The sequence below is a fragment of the Rhodococcus sp. WWJCD1 genome (assembly GCF_002258735.1).
Taxonomy (GTDB): domain Bacteria; phylum Actinomycetota; class Actinomycetes; order Mycobacteriales; family Mycobacteriaceae; genus Rhodococcoides.
The window spans coordinates 175,705-194,949 of record NZ_NOXY01000021.1 but is presented as its reverse complement, the minus strand read 5'-3'; the positions used below and the strand labels follow the sequence as shown (position 1 = coordinate 194,949).

Annotated in this window: 10 protein-coding genes; 5 read left to right on the top strand and 5 right to left on the bottom strand. The window is 65.3% G+C overall.

What is annotated here, in order from left to right:
* Positions 1-3: 3 nt before the first annotated feature.
* A complete protein-coding gene (locus tag CH286_RS16125; protein WP_094609712.1) occupies positions 4-5,124 on the bottom strand; it encodes an AAA domain-containing protein in 5,121 nt (1,706 codons plus the stop codon).
* A gap of 293 nt (positions 5,125-5,417) precedes the next feature.
* Between CH286_RS16125 and CH286_RS16120 the strand changes: the two genes are divergently transcribed.
* Complete coding sequence (locus CH286_RS16120) at positions 5,418-6,107, top strand: TetR/AcrR family transcriptional regulator (RefSeq protein WP_032403858.1); 690 nt, start codon at positions 5,418-5,420, stop codon at positions 6,105-6,107.
* A gap of 400 nt (positions 6,108-6,507) precedes the next feature.
* Positions 6,508-11,985, top strand: a complete 5,478-nt coding sequence (locus CH286_RS16115; RefSeq protein ID WP_094609711.1) for an ATP-binding protein — start codon at positions 6,508-6,510, stop codon at positions 11,983-11,985.
* Positions 11,986-12,082: 97 nt separating this feature from the next.
* Here CH286_RS16115 and CH286_RS16110 read toward each other — a convergent pair whose 3' ends face one another.
* The 4 genes from CH286_RS16110 to CH286_RS16095 form a co-directional block, all read right to left on the bottom strand.
* On the bottom strand, positions 12,083-12,295 hold the full coding sequence (locus tag CH286_RS16110) for a hypothetical protein (RefSeq protein ID WP_141215851.1): 213 nt from the start codon (positions 12,293-12,295) through the stop codon (positions 12,083-12,085).
* Between the two features lie 98 nt (positions 12,296-12,393).
* Positions 12,394-13,269, bottom strand: coding sequence for a pseudouridine synthase (locus CH286_RS16105; protein ID WP_094609742.1), 876 nt, complete (start codon positions 13,267-13,269; stop codon positions 12,394-12,396).
* 3 nt (positions 13,270-13,272) lie between these two features.
* Entirely contained in the window at positions 13,273-14,115 is an 843-nt protein-coding gene (gene trhO / locus CH286_RS16100; RefSeq protein ID WP_037153401.1) for an oxygen-dependent tRNA uridine(34) hydroxylase TrhO, read from the bottom strand.
* Between the two features lie 18 nt (positions 14,116-14,133).
* Complete coding sequence (locus CH286_RS16095; protein WP_094609709.1) at positions 14,134-15,786, bottom strand: alkaline phosphatase D family protein; 1,653 nt, start codon at positions 15,784-15,786, stop codon at positions 14,134-14,136.
* A 127-nt stretch (positions 15,787-15,913) separates the two neighbouring features.
* Between CH286_RS16095 and CH286_RS16090 the strand changes: the two genes are divergently transcribed.
* The 3 genes from CH286_RS16090 to CH286_RS16085 all read left to right on the top strand — a co-directional run bounded on the left by CH286_RS16090 (position 15,914) and on the right by CH286_RS16085 (position 19,195).
* The gene (locus CH286_RS16090) at positions 15,914-17,386 is read left to right on the top strand and encodes a cryptochrome/photolyase family protein (protein ID WP_094609708.1); all 1,473 of its coding nucleotides are present in this window, start codon (positions 15,914-15,916) and stop codon (positions 17,384-17,386) included.
* 403 nt (positions 17,387-17,789) lie between these two features.
* Positions 17,790-18,224, top strand: a complete 435-nt coding sequence (locus tag CH286_RS28225) for a DUF222 domain-containing protein (protein WP_255182670.1) — start codon at positions 17,790-17,792, stop codon at positions 18,222-18,224.
* Complete coding sequence (locus CH286_RS16085) at positions 18,200-19,195, top strand: HNH endonuclease signature motif containing protein (protein ID WP_369597540.1); 996 nt, start codon at positions 18,200-18,202, stop codon at positions 19,193-19,195. The genes CH286_RS28225 and CH286_RS16085 overlap by 25 nt, the downstream gene beginning before the upstream one ends.
* Positions 19,196-19,245: the final 50 nt, after the last annotated feature.

Sequence of the window (19,245 nt, the reverse complement as noted above, 5' to 3'; positions counted from 1 at the left end):
GCGCTACGGTCGACGCCGCGTGGTGTAGCCGCGGAGTCCGTTGAGCGGGAGTTCGTGCTCGGCGATCTTCTGGTCCTCCGATTCTTCGAGACCGACGCTCGTCTCGACGTCGGTCTTCTCGGGCTCCACCGGACTTTCGTCCGCCCCGTTCGACTCGGCAGTGCCGGACTCGGCAGTGCCGGACTCGGTAGTGCCGGACTCGGGCGGCACGACGCTCGGCGTGGTCTCGTCTCGAGCCGCAGCCTCCTCCCCTGCCCGTGCAGGTGATGTCGCTCCGTTGTCGGCCGAATATTCGGCCTCTGCGGGTGCCTGCTTCTCGAGCTTGGGCTGCGTAGATCCGTTGGTCATCGGCGATCGACTCGACGTCGCAGACCCGTTCGGGTGTGCAGAGCCACGGGACGCGGTGGACCCGCCGGATCCGTTGGTCGCGTGAGCGCCGTTGGTTCCCGACCCGTTGGTCGTTCCGGTTCCGTCGGCGCTTCGAGAGCCGTTGGTCGGCGTCGGAGTCGATGTTTCTCGATCTCCGGAGTTGGCCTCGGTCGGGATGTCGATGTGCGGCATGCTCCACAGGGACAGCACCGATCGATGGTGCACCGAAGAGTCGTCGGTGGACGAGGTATCGAAGGCACCGGAATCGTCGAACTGCGAGGCCTCGAGCGGCACCGGCGTCCACGCTTCGCCGGAAGACGTAACGCCCTCCACCACAACACTGTTGGGCTTGATTCCCAGCTGCGCCAACGTTGCCCAGAGACTTTCCAACGCCGCATCGTGGTCGAGGTAGTACTCCGATTCACGTACCCGCCAGAACGTCCAGCCGCAGCGCTTGAGTTCCTGCTCACGCTGCAGATCGGCCAACCGCTGCGCCGAGGTGGACAGGAAGGTGTCACCGTCGCACTCCACCGCCAGCCGCGAGGATTCCCCGGTGACCACGAGGCCCAGACGCCGATTGTTCACCATCACACCGGGATTGACGTGAAATCCACGTTCGACGAGGTCGCTCCACAGCTGCTGCTCGAGAAGCGTCTCGAAGGGGGCCGTCCGGACCTCCCGTGAGACGTTCACCGGCATCGGGTCGGCCGGTGCGGGCGAAACGGAGGTGACATAGCTCAGCAACGAGTTGCGCAGGTCCGCTCGCTTGAGGCGGTCGACCGTCACCGAGTGGAAGAGCCACAACTGATCCTGTGCCCGCGAGGCCGCCACGTTGAACCGCCGCTTGTACTGGTTGGCGGTGAGGGTGGCGAAATTTTGGTCGGGTGCCACCACCATCGAGAGAAACACGACGTTACGTTCGTCTCCCTGGAAGTCCGGCGGTGTGCCGACGCGCAGCCGCCGCTGCTCCCACTGTTCGATGCCGATGCGCTTGATCAACTCGTTGCGAATCTCGTCGACCTGCGACTGTCCTTGCAGCACAACGACGCCGAAGGTCAAGTTGTCGTACGAGGGATCCTCGAGGCAGTCGGCGATCTGTTGAGCGATCGCAACGGCCTCGGTGCGGTTGACGAGCGACGCATTCTTTCCGGTCACCGTTGCACCGCGAACGTACGTGTGCCGCAACGGCGGTAACCGATCTGCCCCGAACTGCCGCACGGGAACGAGCGGTGAGTCTCCGTAGAACTGCTGGCTCGACCAATTGATGATCTCGGGCATCGACCGGAAGTGCTCGCGTAACCGCACCACCTGGCCGAACCTGGTGCGCAGCATGGAGAACAGACTCGACCTCGGCGTCAGAGTTGCCCGTACGTGTTCGGGCAGATCGGGCAGGTAGACGTCCAACCGATCGAACACGTCCTCGAGGGTGCCGGTCTGCATGACATCGGCTGGTGCGCACTGCCGGTCGTCACCCACCACGATCACGCGAGGCGCGAGATACAGCAGGAAGAGGCTGGTGATGTCGGCCTGGCTGGCCTCGTCGACGATGACAACGTCGAAGCTACCCGGTACCGGCGGAATCGACGCCAGCACCTGCGAGAGCGGCATGACCCAGGCAGGCACCGCGCTCTGCGCCTCGCGCATCGCCGATCGTGCTGCACTGCGGTAGGTTTCGGCGTACTTGCCGGCCCCGGATCCGATGCTGGAGATGTGCTCGCGGTAGGTCTGCAACGCACGGACCTCGACGGCCGTCATGCGCTCGAGACTGTTGCGCCACGCACTCGCGGCAGCGAGACGGGTAGTGAGATAAGCGATATCGGTATCGGCAGCGGCCAATTCCGCTTCGAGTTGCTGTTCGAGACCGCCATGATGCTGCTCGCCGACCCACTCGCGAGCACGACGCCACGCCCAGGCCTTCGACATCTGCCAACTGAGCTCGTCCCATTCGAGATCGGCGGCGGTGTCCTCGACCAGATCGAACAGGGCGGGTGCCACCGCGGACAACGACGCCGACATCGATTCGAGCAGGAGTTGATCTTCTTGCTCTGCACATGCCTGCGAATACGAGGCAACGGCGGCAGCCAATTCCACCGGATCGGCGGTGCTCAACGCACTCACCAGGGTCGAGCCCTCGGGCGACGGCCCGGCATCGATGCGAGTGGCGACCGAGAACTGCAGGGCCTCGAGTTCGGCACGCGCGGCGTCGATGTCCGCTCGCTGGGCGATGGCGTCGGCAGCTCCGGCGACCTCGTGAGCCTCGGCCAGGCTTCGAATCCACGGTGCCGCAGGGGAAATGGCGTAAAGACGGTGCACCAGGGCGTCACGTGCGGACACCACCTGCGCCACCAGGCCGAGCCGATCGGCGATCCGCGCCACGTCGTTCACACGAATCGAACGCGTTCCGTCGAGCGGAACGACGATCGCAAGGTCGGCCAGCAGCACCGCTGCGCTCTGCACGGAGTCCAGCGCGCGGAGGTGTTCGGCCACCAAGCGCGCGGCCATCGCCGTCGTCGCGGGCTGTCCGTCGACCGTGGCCACGATGTCGAGAGCCTCGACGGCTTTCTGTTCCTCGCTGCGACGGAACCGCGGCTTCCATTCGACACCCGACTCCAGTGCTCCGGCCAGCGCATCCATCGCCGCCAGCGCCGCCGACGAACTCGACGAACACTGCACGTCGTGCGCACCGACGTAGCGATCCGACGCAGCTGCCGTCTCCACCATCAGGTCCAGTCCGCTGACCCGGGACCACAGGTGCGCGGCTTCGCCGGACAGCACCGAATCGGTCAGGCGCGAATAGGAATCGTCGAGTTCGACCACCGCTCGAACTCGGGCGGCAAGTTCTTCGCACAGTTGCCTGATCTCGGCGGACACCGCCGGCTGCACGCCGTCGAGCAGCGTGATGAGGGACTGGGCCTGGGGCGAGACAGTGTCGATCTGCGCACCTGCACGCTGGCAGAGCACTGCGAGTTCGGCCGAATTCGGCAGCATCGTCTCCGGGCGGGGCAGCACCTGGCGGGAGCGCAGTGCACGATTCTCGTCCGAGGTAGCGATCAACGTGCGCAAGCGATCGACCTGAGCACCGTCGAGTGGTGGCCGATCGGCCAGCAGCGGGCCCGGCAGCCACTCATGTGAGCTCTCGGCCGCTTTGACCTTGCGCACGATCGACGACACCGTGCCGTCGTATCCGTCCGAAACATACTCGTGCACAACAGTTTCGGACTCACGGAGCGCGCTGACGCGGTCCAGCAGCTCGGCTCGCCGAGTGAGAGCCGCCGCACGCTGCGTCGTCAGTGCCTCGATCTTCTGCACCTCGCTGGCCTCGTCGAACGAGGTCTTGCGTTCGGCTATCTTCGCGACGCTGCGGTTGAGCTCGTCCGAACCACCACGAGAGAGGTCGGTGATGGACACGCAGAGCTCCTGCAGCTCCGGCGGCAGTTTGTCACGCAGCACCCGCAAAGCTTGTGACTTTTCACTAGTGACCAGAACCCGCTGACCGCGCGCCAGCAGACCTGACATCAGGTTCGCGATGGTGTGGGTCTTGCCCGTACCGGGTGGCCCCTCGACCACGACACCGCTGTCGCGTCCGAGACGTTCGATGATCTGCGACTGCTCCGCGTTCGCCGGCAACGGAAACAGAGGATCCTCGGCCAGTACCGCCGACTCACCTGCTCCGGTGCGCTCGAGCCACGCCAACCGATCGGCCGGTTCGATGGCGTCGACGAGCTGCGCGAGACCCAGCGGTACCGGGGAGTCGGCGAACTCGAGATCGGCGATCATCTGCTCGTAGTACTCGACCAACGCAAACGAGTTGCGGGTACGGAGCACGAGGGCAGGCGAGATGGTCAGTGTTCGGTCGTCGTCGATGTAGGCGAGAGCTCCGGGCGGTCCGACCCGATCGAGTACCTCGATCTCGTGCCGCGGAACTCGCGCAGCCCAGTTTCGGAGGAATTGCTCCATTCCGGCTCCGACGGGCGAGGTGACCGAGTCGTGAAGTTGCTGCGCCAGGTCAACCGATCCGGAAGTATCGAATTCGTTCGAGCCCGTCAGCAGCTGCCCGTCCTCGAGCCGCGGGGTTGTGTTCGCCGCGAGACGTACCAGCAGGTCCCCGGTACGAACATCCCGCTCGATGTTGGCCGGCTGCGTGACCAGGTGGGTGCGCACACTGCGCTGCGGATCGACGTTGCTCGACGTCAGCAACCCCGACGCCACCACCAGTTCGATCGACTCGGGCCGAGACGCGAGCTCTTGCATCATCAACTGCAGGGCCTGGTAGATCGCGGCCTGTGGACGCCGCTCCCGGTCCTCCTGCGCCCACTCCTTCCACGACTGCGAGTACTCCTCGAAAGCCTTCTTGATCTCGTACGCCTTGCGGATGTCGAAGTCGGCATCGGATTCCTGCGCCTCGGCACGACGGCGGGACGTCACCGACGCCGCGTCGGCCAGCTCCAGCTCGCGGTAGCGGCTGTCGGCGACGATCTGAGGATCGAGCCACCCCGACAGCAGTTCGGGAGGTGCGGGCGGCTCGTCGACCGCGATGCGCGGCGCACGGAGCACCACGCCACCCTGCTTGGCCAGCAGGTCGAGCTGCATGGGCACGTCACCGGAATGCACCCACTCGACCTGGACGTGATCGTCGAATCGCAGCACAGGGTTCGATCTCGCCTCGACGATCTCGCGAAGGAAGCGCAGCAGGCGTTGCACCCTGCTCTTGAGCTCGTCGTCGTGTTCACGACCGGTAGCCGCTGCAGCCGTCACAGTTTCCCCACAAATACTCGAATGGTCGTCCCATTTCAGGGACAGTGCTTGCGCACCCCGGCCACACTAGCCGCTCGAAAGCAGTTGTTCACCGCGTGCTGAGCACACAGAATGCGTTCTAGTGCCCGGTCACAAAGACCGAGTTTCGGTGGCCGTCTGCACCACAGCGGAACACCCCGATCCACTCCCTCGGCGCCCGCTCGAATCCGCACGATGACGCGAGTTCCGCAGCGGGGTGAGATTCGCAGGTTCATCCGGACGGAACCGTGCGCACAATGACGTATAAAGACTGAATGCCTGCTGCGCCGGAGTCCGATGGCGACCTTCCGAATCGGGAGCTGCCGATCACCCCACGCGGGCTACGAACTCGATCCTCGCTCGTCGCGGCCGCACGACGCGTCTTCGAGGAGAGCGGATACCTCGACTCCCGACTGATCGACATCACCCGCGCTGCTCGGTGCTCCGCCGGAACCTTCTACACGTACTTCACCAGCAAAGAAGAAATCCTGGCCGCGGTGCTCGAACAGGCCAGGGACGACATGCTGCACCCCGGAACGGAACGGGTGGATCCCCACGAAAACCCGGTAGCCGTGATCGCAGCGAGCAATCGCGCCTACTTCGAGGCGTACCAGCGCAACGCGAAGCTGATGGCCCTGCTCGAGCAGGTCTCGAACATCGATCCCGAATTTCGCCGGCTACGTCGCGAGCGCGCCGACGCCTTCGTCAGACGCAATGCTCGCAGCATCGAGAGCCTGCAGAACCGAGGCCTGGCCGACACCGAACTCGATCCCCTTCTCGCTTCCCGAGCCCTCTCTTCGATGATCAGTCGTCTGGCGTTCAATCACTTCGTCGTCGACGCCGCCGGCGGTCGGTCCGCGGCGGACTACGAGGGCCTGCTCGAGACCGCGACGAGGCTGTGGGTCAACGCGCTGCGGCTGCCGTTCACCGACGACGGAGACGCCGAGCGAGGGCTGGATGCGTGACGTATCGGCTTACTCGACGGGACTCGGCCGAGTTGTACCCACCGGTAATGTACTCGCCGGTAGGAACGTAGGTGTCCGAACAGCGAATTAGCTGTTACGCCAACGCTACTCGCGGGTACGAGAGTGTTACTGCCCGGTAGCACCGTCCGGAAGGAATCGAAATAGGTTGTCACAGAGGATAATTCCGATCTTGGTGATCAATCACACTCACGCCGAACGTCGTTGGCGATGCACGGGGGCGCATTGCAGTTAGAATAGGTCGGTCGGAGTGCTGCATGAGCGTAGGAGTGGAGCCTGCGGAACGACCCGATGGCACATAAACGGACATGCTCAGCACCAATCCACGTTCCATCGAGAGTGCACCGACGAAGTGCGCCCATACCGAGCGAAGAGAGATACGTTGTTCAAGCGGATTGCAGTAGTCAACCGAGGCGAGGCAGCAGTACGGCTGATCCGAGCCGTCCGAGAGCTCAACGCCGAACACGATTACGGCATCCGCACCGTAGCGCTGCACACCGAGGCGGAGAAGCGGGCCATGTTCGTCCGCCAGGCCGACGAGGCCGTCACGCTGCGTAAGCCTGCGAGCGGCTCGGCGTACCTCGACTACAGCGTCCTCGAGGCGGCGCTGGTGGAGTCGGGTGCCGACGCAGTGTGGGTCGGGTGGGGCTTCGTCGCCGAGGACCCCACGTTCGCGGACCTCGTCGCCCGACTGAACATCACCTTCATCGGCCCGTCCGCCGACGCGATGCGTCTGCTCGGCGACAAGGTCGAGGCCAAGATCCTCGCCGAAAAGGTCGGCGTACCGGTCGCACCGTGGTCCGGTGGACCGGTCGAGACCCGCGCCGACGCCAGGCGTCACGCAGCGGCGATCGGCTACCCGCTGATCATCAAGGCCCGCTCGGGCGGCGGCGGGCGCGGTATCCGCAAGGTCTTCCACGAGGACGAACTCGAACTCTCCCTCGAGCGCACCCAGGGCGAGGCCGAGCGCTCGTTCGGCGACCCGGTCGTGTTCCTGGAGCGTCTGGTCACCGATGCCCGCCACGTCGAGGTACAGGTCATCGCCGACAGCCACGGCAACGTGTGGGCTCCGGGTGTGCGCGACTGCTCGATCCAGCGTCGCAATCAGAAGGTCATCGAGGAGTCCAGCTCGCCGCTTCTGACCCAGGAACAGGCCGATCAGCTGCGCACGGCCTCCGCCGAACTCGTCAAGGCCGCCGGCTACCAGGGCGCAGGCACCGTCGAGTACCTGTACCAGCCCGAGCAGAAGATCTTCACGTTCCTCGAGGTCAACACCCGACTTCAGGTCGAGCACCCCATCACCGAGTACACCACCGGCATCGACCTGGTGAAGCTGCAGATCCTCGTCGCCGACGGTCAAGCACTGCCCGGCGAGTGCCCCACCGAGTTCGGTCACGCCGTCGAGGCCCGCCTCAACGCCGAGGACGCCGACAACGGCTTCGCGCCGGCTCCCGGCACAGTCGAGCTGCTCAAGTTCCCGCTCGGCACCGGCATCCGCGTCGACACCGGTATCGCCCAGGGCGACGTGATCCCGCCCGACTACGACTCGATGGTCGCCAAGGTGATCGCCTGGGGCCGCGACCGCAGCGAAGCTCTCGCACGGTTGCGGAACGCACTACGCGAGACCACCGTCGTCATCGACGGCGGCACCACCACCAAGTCCTTCCTGCTGAGCCTGCTCGACCGCGAGGAAGTCATCTCCGCCTCGGCCGACACCGGCTGGCTCGATCGCACCGAGGCCGGCTCGCAGGTGGGCCCGACGGCCGTCGCGGACATCGCCATCATCGCCGCGGCCATCGATGCCTACGACGCCGAGGAAGGCCGCGAGCGCACCGCGTTCCTCAACTCCGCTCGCGGTGGTCGTCCGCGCGCCACCCATGCCATCGGCCGCACCGTCGAACTGAACTACCAGGGCCAGGCCTACAAGATCGAAGTAGGCCAAACCGGCACGCACCGCTACAGCATCGACGGAGATGCCATCGGGGAGTTGCAGGTCGACGTCGAACGCCTCGGCGCCTACGAGAGCCGTTTGGTCATCGGCGACCGTCGCTACCAGGTCGTCACCGTCGCCGGAGCCGCCCACTTCCTCGTCGAGGTCGACGGCATCAGCCACCAGATCTCCCAGGACGAGGCCGGGTTGGTCCGCGCGCCTGCCCCCGCCGTCGTCGTGGCCGTCCCGGTCGCCGTCGGAGACGAGGTCGAAGCGGGACAGACCCTCGTCGTCCTCGAATCGATGAAGATGGAAACTGCCGTCCGGTCCCCGTACGCGGGCACCGTGCGTGAGGTACTGGCCTCGGTCAACGGCCAGGTCGACGCCGGAGCAGCCCTGCTGCGCGTCGATCAGGCCGGTGAGCAGAAGGTGTCCGAGCAGGCACCGCGCGTGCAGTTCCGCGGCATCGACGACGCCGCGCAGCGCTCGCCGCAGCGCCGCGCCCTGGACCGCCTCGACGAGCTCGCAGCCCTCATCACCGGTTTCGACGTCAGCGGAGCTCGCGCTCGAAACCTGTTGTCCACCTACGAGACTCTGCGTGCCGACGTGCCGCGGAACGACTCGGAGCTGGTGAGTGCCGAACTGTCGTTGCTCAACACATTCGCCGATATCTGTGAACTCTCGCGCAACCGACCGACGATGGACGAAGAGAGCAACGACGAGCGCGTCCACTCCCCTCGCGAGCACTTCCACTCGTTCATGCAGTCGCTCGACGCAGACGTGCAGGGACTGCCGGAATCGTTCCGAGGCAAGCTCACTCGCGCCCTGGCGCACTACGACGCCGCCATCGACGAAGGCCGCACACCCGAGCTCGAAGAAGCCGTCTACCGCGTCTTCCTCGCCCTGCAGCGTATGGAGAACCAGGTTCCGGTCATCGCTGCCCTGCTCGGCCACTGGCTCAGCGATTGCTCGGAACAACCCGACGCCACTCCGGCCATGGCCGAGGTACTCGAACGACTCATCGGTGCCACCCAGGCCCGCTACCCCGTCATCGGCGACGTCGCCCGCAACCTGCGCTTCCGACTGTTCGACGAGCCGCAGATCCGCACCGCACGAGAGAAGATCTACGACGGAGTCCGCGGCAGTCTGCAGTACCTCGCCGAGAACCCCGACGCCGCCGACTACTCGGCGCGCGTCGCCGCTCTCGTCGCTACCCCGGAGCCGTTGATCGAGCTGCTGGCACAACGGATCACCGATCCCGGAGCCCTGCTCGAGGTGATCACCCGCCAGTACTACGAGATCCGCACCCTCGAAGACGTCAAGGCCTTCGACCGCGACGGCAAGCACTTCGTCACCGGTAACTTCGAGCTCTCCGGCGAGCGACTGCACCTCGTCTCCACCGCCACCGACTTCGATTCTCTCGCAGCCACTCTCGATGCGGTCGAGGACATCGCCGGTCCGTCACCGGAGCACCTGGCCGTGGACCTCTACCTGTCCTGGCCGGACGCGCCGACGGACGGCGACGCCCTCTCGGAACAACTCCAGGCTGCACTGGCCGCGCACCCGAGCACCGGCCGCTGGCGTCGCGTCACCGTGACCGCGTTCGGGTCCGCGACCCGAAAGATGACCTACCGCCGCACCACGGTCGAGGGATCCGAGCCCCTCGCCGAGGACACGATCATCCGGGACATGCACCCGCTGACCGGTCAGCGGCTCGACCTGTGGCGACTGAAGAACTTCGACGGCGTTCGCCTGCCTGCCAGCGCCGGAACGTACCTGTTCCACCTGACGTCGAAGGCCAACCCCTCCGACGAGCGACTGGTTGCCCTGGCCGAGATCCGCGGTGTCACAACACAGTTGGACGACGCCGGCAACATCGTCGCCGTACCCGAGATCGAACGCACCGTCGCAGCCTGCCTCGACGGAATCCGCCGGGCCCAGGCCGGACGCGGCAAGAAACGCCTCGACGCCAACCGCGTCGTGCTCTACGTCTGGCCGGTACTGAACGTGCCCGCCGACCGCATCGCCACCATCGCCCGGCACATCGCGCCGCTGACGATCGGTGCAGGCCTCGAGGAGATCACCCTCATCGCACGTCTGGCCGAAACACCCGGCGCAACACCGCGAGAGGTCGCGTTGCGTCTGTCGTACCGATCCGGCGCAGGCATCGTCGCCAAGGTGACCCCGCCGCCGACCGAGCCGATGCGCCCACTCGACGAGTACACCCAGAAGGTGCAACGCTCCCAGGCCCGCGGCACCGTGTACCCGTACGAGCTCATTCCGTTGCTGAGCAGCAACGGTGGCATGTTCACCGAGTACGACTTCGACGCCGACGGCGTACTCGCACCGGTCGATCGTCCCTACGGCCGCAACACCGCAGGCGTCATCGTCGGTCTCGCGACCACACCGACCGCCAAGTACCCCGAGGGCATCACTCGCGTCGCACTGTTCGGCGACCCGACCAAGGCACTCGGCACGGTCGCCGAGGCCGAGTGCTCGCGGATCGTCGCGGCCATCGACCTCGCCGAGCAACTCGGTGCGCCCGTCGAGTGGTTCGCATTGTCCTCCGGTGCAACGATTTCCATGGAATCGGGCACAGAGAACATGGACTGGGTCTCGCGCGGCCTGCGTCGCATCATCACCTTCACTCAGGCCGGCGGTGAGATCAACATCGTCGTCGCAGGCATCAACGTCGGCGCGCAGCCCTACTGGAACGCCGAAGCCACGATGCTCACCCACACCAAGGGCATCCTGGTGATGACCCCCGACAGTGCGATGGTGCTCACCGGAAAGCAGTCCCTGGACTACTCCGGTGGCGTCTCGGCCGAGGACAACTTCGGTATCGGTGGCTACGACCGCGTCATGGGCCCCAACGGCCAGGCGCAGTACTGGGCACCGAACCTGCGGGCCGCGTGCGACATCCTGTTCGCGCATTACGACCACGCGTATGCCGCACCGGGAGAACGCTTCCCACGCCGCGCAGCCACCGCAGACCCGACCGAGCGCGACGTGCGTACCTACCCGCACGTGCACCCGTCGAGCGACTTCACCACCGTCGGCGACATCTTCTCCTCGGTCACCAACCCGGACCGCAAGAAGCCGTTCGACATTCGCACCGTGATGCGCGCCGTGGTGGACCAGGACCACTCGGTGCTCGAGCGTTGGGCCGACATGGCCGACGCCGACACTTCCGTGGTGTTCGACGCCCACCTCGCCGGAATCCCGGTGTCCGTCATCGGTATCGAGTCACGGGCCATCCCCCGCAAGGGCTGGTTCCCCTCCGACGGCCCCGATCAGTGGACCTCGGGCACCTTGTTCCCGAACTCGTCGAAGAAGACCGCTCGCGCCATCAACGCCGCCAGCGGAAGCCGGCCGATCGTGGTGCTGGCCAACCTCTCCGGCTTCGACGGATCACCGGAATCGCTGCGCAACATCCAGCTCGAATACGGTGCCGAGATCGGCCGTGCCATCGTCAACTTCGACGGACCGGTCGTGTTCTGTGTGGTCTCGCGTTACCACGGCGGCGCGTTCGTGGTGTTCTCCGGAGCGCTCAACGACAACATGGAAGTCCTCGCCGTCGAGGGATCCTTCGCCTCCGTACTCGGTGGTGCCCCGGCAGCAGCAGTGGTGTTCACCCGCGACGTCAACGCCCGCACCGCAGCCGACTCCGAGGTCAAGGAACTCGAAGCACGACTGAACGCAGCCGAGGACGACGCCACCCGCTCGGCACTGCGCGTCGAGCTCGGCACTGTGCGAGCGAACGCCCGCAACGCCAAACTGGGTGAAGTGGCAGCCGAATTCGAGGCCATCCACAACATCCAGCGCGCGCAGAACGTCGGATCGGTGCACCACATCGTCCCCGCCGCCGAACTGCGCCCGCAGCTGGTCGCCGCCATCGAACGCGGAATGGCGCGGTCGTTGGCCAAGTAGGGCTCTGGTTCTCGCAAACGCGCGCGCGTTTGCTGGAGGCCCACGGAATGGTTACCCATTCCGCAAGCGTCTGGCGAATGCGCGCGCGTTTGTCGGTTCAGGGGAGGTTGTACTGAGGAATCGTGGCCACGATTCCGGTGCACTGTCCCGTGAAGATGGTCAGCGCGCAGGCCTCCCACAACCGAGACAGATCCGAAATCGCTCCGCTAGAGCTACCGGTGCTGGCGCTTCCGGTATCGGCTACCGCGACCGCAGGCGATGCTACGGCGATGACTGCGGCTCCCAACACGACAGCAATACGACGCTTCACGCTGTTCTCCTCTTCGATTCCGTCGAACACGTTCCGAACGCGACGGTAATCGCGCGCCCGAATCGTCACAATCGTCCGAACGAACGATTCGAAACCCGTCAGACCTCGAGTACGCGGGCGCTGACGAAGCGCCTGGCCTCACCGGTCAGGGGGTCCGTGAAGTTCAGTGCCCGGGCGAGGAGCTGCAACGGTCGGGTGAAGTCATCGGCAGGAACCGAGGTGAACACCGGATAGTACGGGTCGTTCTCGATAGGAATACCCAACGAGGACAGATGAATCCGCAGCTGGTGCGTCTTTCCCGTCTTGGGAAACAGTCGATAGCGGGCACGATCACCGAACGTTTCGCCGAGTTCGATGCGCGTCTCGCTGTTCGGCTCCCCCGGCTCCTCGTACGCCGTCATGACCCCGTGCTCCTTGAGGATTCGGCTCCGTACGATGCGCGGAAACTGCAGCGCCGCATCGAATCCCGCGACGGCCTCGTATTCTTTGGCGACGTTCCGCGTCGAGAAGAGTTCCTGATACGGCCGTCGGGCATGCTTGGTCTTGGTGAAGAGCAGCACCCCGGCGGTGGCGCGATCGAGTCGGTGCGCGGGCGTGAGGTCGGGGCAGTCGAACTGCTTACGTAGTCGCACCGTCGCGGTTTGTGTGACGTGCCGACCACGCGGGATGGTGGCGAGGAAGTGCGGCTTGTCGACCACCAGCAGGTCGTCGTCCTCGTGCAGGATGCCGATCTCGAACGGAACCGGAACCTCCTGCGCTGGAACACGATAGAAGTACACCTGACTGCCGGCGCGGTACCGTGTGTCGACGGAAACGGGCCTGCTCTTCTCGTCGACCACTTCGGCGTCGAGCATGGCCCGCCGCCAGTCGTCCTCGGGCATCTCACGTTCCAGATACTCGGCGATCGTGGTAGCCGGATCACCATGCGGTAGAAGCAGTCTCAGAGGCGCGAGACCGTCCCGAAAAGGCAGCATCACTCAGGCGCAATCGAGACAGATCAACCGCAAACCACGGCCGGCATCACCGTCGAAGTCCTGGTACCGCGACGTCGGGTTGCCGCAGGAACTGCACCGACCGATGACGGCGGTGTGGTCGGAGAAGTTCTGAGCCATCCGCTTGTCGAAAACGAACAGCGAGCCCTCCCAGAGCGCGTCGTCACCGAAAGTCTCTGCGTATCGGACGATTCCGCCGTCGAGCTGATAGACCTCCTCGAACCCACGGGCCACCATCAGCGAAGACAGCACCTCGCACCGCACTCCCCCGGTGCAGTAGGTGACCACCGGGGACTTCTTCAGATGGTCGTACGCACCGGAATCGAGCTGCGAGACGAAGTCCTTCGTCGTCTCGACGTCGGGGACGACAGCATTCTTGAACTTTCCGATCTGCGCCTCGAACGCATTTCGGCCGTCGAAGAAGACGACGTCGTCGCCGCGGGAATCGACCAGCTCGTGCACCTGCTCCGGGCTCAGATGAGTGCCACCGCCGACCACGCCGTCGGCGTCGACCTTCAGCTCCCCGGGCGCTCCGAATGTGACGATCTCGTCCCGGACTCGAACGGACAACCGAGGGAAGTCGTTGCCGAGGCCGTCGGACCACTTGATGTCGGCCGCCTTGAAGGCCGGGTAGCTGCGGGTGCCGCGGACGTACCTCTTGACGTCGTCGACGTCACCGCCCACCGTCGCGTTGATGCCGTGTTCGGAGATCAGGATGCGTCCGGTCAGGTTGTTCGACGCGGCCAGCGACTGTTGCCACAGCCTGATCGCTTCGGGATCGGGCAGCGGAGTGAACACGTAGAACAGGACGATTTTCGGTACAGCCACGCTGTCCAGTATGGCGTGTCAGCCCCGTGGTGGCGCTGCCGCCCGAACGCGCTGAGTGCCGGAGTCGACGGTGAAGCCCGCTCCCCAGTACACCGCGGTCTGCGGATCCTCCTTGGCGTTGAGGAACCAGTGGTCCATCCGAGCCGCCGTCTTGGTGACCTCGAAGACGCCGAACCCGTGGCTGTCGAGGTCGACGAACTTCACGTGGTGGTTGAGTGCCTTGAATGCTTCCTCGGCGACCCGACCCAGCGTGTGCGGCGGAGTGTGCGTCAGATCGTCGATGTTGGCCGAGCTCACCGAGGTGACGACCAGCTCCGTGGCAGCAGGCTCGGTGGTGGCGTAGTGCGCCGCGTCGAGAGGCACCTCGCAGGCCCAGGCCGAGTGGATGTCGCCGGTGATGAAGACCGTGTTGTCGACGCCTGCATCGACGATCGCTCCGAGCAGCTTGCGGCGGTCGGCGGTGTAGCCGTCCCATGGATCGGCGTTGTAGGGCAGACCGCCCTCGGGAATGCCGAGCAGCGAGGTGACCGCCCTGGCGGCGTCGCGGTCGAGCGGCGGGATCAATGTCGGAGTGATCATCACCGGATTGCCGACGATCTTCCATTGCGTCGGCGACGAGACGATGCCGTCGGTGAGCCACTGCATCTGCTCGGCACCGGTGATGGTCCGGTTCGGCGAATCGACCTCGGGACCGTTGAACGGCAACACCTGCTGCGAGCGGTAGGTCCGTAGGTCCAGCATCGAGAGTTCGAGCAGGTTGCCGAACCGGAGCCTGCGGTACAGATGACGGTTGGTCGCCGTGCCTGCCGCGCGTACCGGCATCCACTCGTAGTAGGCCTGCTCCGAATTGGCCTTGCGCGTGTACCAATCGCCCTCGGTGGCGGGAGTGTGGTTCTCGGCGCCGCCGTCGTACGCGTCGTTGGCCGACTCGTGGTCGTCCCACGTGCAGATCCACGGGACGTCGACGTGCGCGGCCTGCAGATCCGGGTCGGACTTGTACTGGCCGTGCCGCTGGCGGTAATCGGCGAGCGTGACGATCTCGTGCGTGGGCGAATGCTGCCGCACGACGCCGTCGCGCCCCGGGAAGCCGCCCGTCTCGTACTCGTAGATGTAGTCGCCGAGGTGCACGATGGCGTCCAAGTCCGTCCTGGCGGCCAAATGCCGGTAGGCACCGAAGTAGCCCGACTCCCAGTTGGAGCACGAGACGACGCCGAAGCGCATCGCATCGACGTCGGCATTGTTGGCCGGTGCGGTGTGCGTGGTCCCGACGGCCGATGCCGCGTCGCTCGTGCGGAAATCGTAGAAGTACGTGGTGCCTGCGCTGAGGCCGTCGACGTCGACCTTGACGGTGTGATCGGTATCGGGGCCGGTCGAGACGGTGCCGGAGGAGACGACGTCACCCATGTCCGCGCTACGGGAAATCCGCCACGTCACCGACACCTGCGGGCCGACGCCGGAGCCCGGGGTGGCGTCGGGTGTGGGGGTGATGCGGGTCCAGAGAACGATCGCGTCGGGTACCGGATCTCCCGACGCCACCCCGTGCAAGAAGCCTCGGTCGCTGCCCTGCGCGTGGGCAGTCGCAGGCAGGGTCGTGGCCACTCCGGCCACTGCGACGGCCACCGACGACGAGCGAAGAAACGTCCTTCTGGAAAGCGCAGACTCAGCGTGCATCGGGTCAGTCCATGCGATGGATGGTCGGTGGTCAAGTAAGGCGCGCCTGGGTCGGCCCCAGTGTTCACCAGCCGGCCATGCTCCGGACGCTGGTTTGCCTTCGTCGCTGCGGGAGAACACTCCGAGAATGGACGCTCTGTGGTTGTTCGGTGATCAGCTCGGCCCGCACTTCCACTCGGTGGACGAGCATGCCGAGCGAGACGTGCTGATGATCGAGTCGCGGCGCGTGTTCCGACGTCGGCGATACCACCGACAGAAGCTCCATCTCGTGTTGTCGGGAATGCGTCATCTGGCCGATGAGCTGGGTGATCGCGTCACCTATCTGCAGACCGAGACGTACCGCGAGGCGTTGGCCGAGTACGGCAAACCCGTGGTGGTGTTCGAGCCCACCTCACACGCGGCGGAGAAGTTCGTCGCCGCCTTGCACGAGGAGGGCCTGGTCTCGGAGATTCTGCCGACGCCGATGTTCGCGCTTCCCCGGACAGAGTTCGCCGACTGGGCGGCCGAGCGTGGGACCTTCCGGATGGAGACGTTCTACCGGGAGCAGCGCAAGAGATTCGACGTGCTGATGGACGGTGCCGATCCCGTCTCGGGGAAGTGGAACCTCGACGCCGAGAATCAGTCGCCACCGCCGAAGGGTCGGTTGACCCTGGGTGTCGAAGAGCCGTGGTGGCCGACCGAGGATGCCATCGACGATCAGGTGCGCGCCGACCTCGACGACTGGGACCTCGACACCGTCGGAGTCGACGGGCCACGAGTATTCGCGGTGACGGCGGCCGAGGCATCGGAGGCGTTGGCGCACTTCGTGAATTACCGCTTGGACGACTTCGGCAAGTACGAGGACGCGGTGATGGCCGACGACTGGACGATGTCGCACTCGCTCCTCTCGGTCCCGCTGAATCTTGGCCTGCTGCAACCGCTGGACGTGGCGCACGCTGCCGAGGACGCCCACCGAGACGGCACCCCGCTGGCGAGTGTCGAGGGTTTCGTTCGGCAGATTCTCGGCTGGCGCGAATACGTATGGCACCTGTACTGGCATCTGGGGCCGGAGTACCTCGAGCGCAACAAGCTCGAAGCGCATGAACCCCTTCCGAGTTGGCTGACGGAGTTGGACGGCGACGCTGTGGTGGCGAAGTGCCTGTCGTCGACGGTGGACGGCGTGCGCGACCGCGGCTGGGTGCACCACATTCCCCGACTGATGATCCTGGGAAACTTTGCGCTGCAACATGCCTGGGATCCGCGAGCGTTGACCGACTGGTTCGCAACGGCTTTCGTCGACGGGTTTGCCTGGGTGATGCCGGTGAACGTCATCGGCATGAGTCAACACGCGGACGGCGGAGTGATCGCCACCAAGCCCTACGCCTCGGGCGGGGCGTACCTCAATCGCATGACCGACTACTGCAAGCCGTGCGAATTCAACCCGAAAAAGCGACTGGGCGACGACGCCTGCCCTTTCACCGCCGGCTACTGGGCCTTCGTACACCGGCACCGCGAGATGTTGGCACTCAATCACCGCACGGCGCGTCAGGTGTCGTCGATGAACCGATTGAGCGACCTCGAGCAGGTGTTGGAACAGGAACGTCAGCGCGAGGTGTACTGAAGCGCCGGATGCCTGCACCGCAGATTTCCGAACTTCGAGAGCGTCGCGCTCGGTGACGAAACGCCGCATCGGTCCGATGGCCGTACGTTGGGCGAATCTGCATGCGCGACGCTCCCCGCATGGTCACGGACCGCCCGCGCGGCAGATGAACCGCCACGAAGACACCCAAGTAACGCCAGCGGCGGATGGGAACGAGTTGATGCTGGTCGATTACGCGTAAAAAATCGAAATAGTCACCGCGTGCTCGGACCGGAATCGCTGCAGCGATCACCATCACGAAACGGGCTCCGCAGCTCCTACCACAGGCTACCGACAGGTATCGATTCGCGAATCTTTATGCACAGCAACAGTTTTCGATTGCACTATGATTGCCAGTCGAACGCACGTTCGATACACTTGCTCTATGACCACAGAGATCTGGCAACTGAGCGAGAGTGAACTCCTCGCCGACTCTGCCGCGGTCTCCCATCAGATCCAGTTGTTGGAGGCCCGGCGGATCGCTCTCGTCGCCGAAATCGACACCCGCGTCTCGCGGGAGAAACTCGGCTTCCCCGGACCCGCCGGCTGGCTGACCTCCACCACTTTGCTTTCACCGTCCAAAGCAAACAAGATTGTCGCCCTCGCCCGCGGCATGGCTGCGTTTCCCGACATCGCCGACGCCGTCAACACCGGCGTCATGACCATCGACCACGCCGCCCTGATCCTCACCTTCGCCGAAACACCACCGAAGAACCTCCCCCAAGAAGGCCAGGACATCGCCCGCGCCGCCATGATCAAAGCTGCGACCGGACCACAAGCGCGCGCACCGACCGCATCCGCGAAGCGATCACCAAACTGAAAGACACCTACGGTGGCAACAAGCCACCACCCGAGGACACCGACCGCAACGAACTGTTCGCCTCGAAAACCTTGAACGGGCGGCTGGCGCTCAAAGGTGACTTCGATGCTGTCACCGGTGAGAAGCTGCTCACCGCACTCTCGCCGTTGACCGAACCCCGCCCGGCCGCGGACGGCACTCAAGACGACCGCAGCCCCGCTCTACGCCGCGCCGAGGCGTTCGGACACATCCTCGACCGCTACCTCGCCTCCAGCAACCGACCCACCGAGGGCGGGGAGAAGCCGCACGTCAACCTGCACATCACCCTCCGCGACCTCACAAACCTCCGCGGCACTGCAGCAGGCGCAGGCTCCGGTGACCGTGACAGTGACAGTGACAGTGACAGTGGCAGCGGCAGCGGCAATGACGAAAACACAGGTACGGCAACCAGATCCGATAGCGCGAGCAGCAGCACCCGCGGCGGTGATGCCGATGGTTGCGACAGTGGACCGGCCACCGATCGTGGCGCGTATCGGGACCTGTTCGGCGACGGCACCACCGTCGGGTGGCTGCCCTGGATGGGACCACTCACCCGCGAGACCTCCCGCCAACTCGCCTGCGATTGTCTCCTCACCGCGATCGTCATGGACGAGAACGGCTCCCCGATCAACCTTGCCCGCACCGCCCGCACCGTCACCGCCAAACAGAAACGCGCGTTGACCGCCCGTGATCACGGTTGCGCGTTCCCAGGCTGCGGCAAACCCGCAGCCTGGACCGAAGGCCACCACATCTGGCACTGGACCGACGGCGGACCCACCGACATGAACAACCTCGTCCTATTGTGCGGATTCCACCACCGACTCATCCACCACAGTGACTGGGAAGTCTTCATCGCCGCCGACAACCACCCGTGGTTCATCCCGCCGGCCACCGTCGACCCGTACCGAGAACCCCGACAATCCCACGCCAGAGCCGGCCCCCACATCACTTGATCCCTCCAACGCACACCAGCCCCGCACCGAGTACACGGTGCGGGGCTGGA

Bases quoted from the DNA above. Each gene is read 5' to 3' on its own strand.
- CH286_RS16095 (WP_094609709.1), bottom strand. From the start codon at position 15,786: ATGCACGCTGAGTCTGCGCTTTCCAGAAGGACGTTTCTTCGCTCGTCG.
- CH286_RS28225 (WP_255182670.1), top strand. From the start codon at position 17,790: ATGACCACAGAGATCTGGCAACTGAGCGAGAGTGAACTCCTCGCCGAC.
- CH286_RS16105 (WP_094609742.1), bottom strand. From the start codon at position 13,269: ATGCTGCCTTTTCGGGACGGTCTCGCGCCTCTGAGACTGCTTCTACCG.
- CH286_RS16090 (WP_094609708.1), top strand. From the start codon at position 15,914: ATGGACGCTCTGTGGTTGTTCGGTGATCAGCTCGGCCCGCACTTCCAC.
- CH286_RS16120 (WP_032403858.1), top strand. From the start codon at position 5,418: ATGCCTGCTGCGCCGGAGTCCGATGGCGACCTTCCGAATCGGGAGCTG.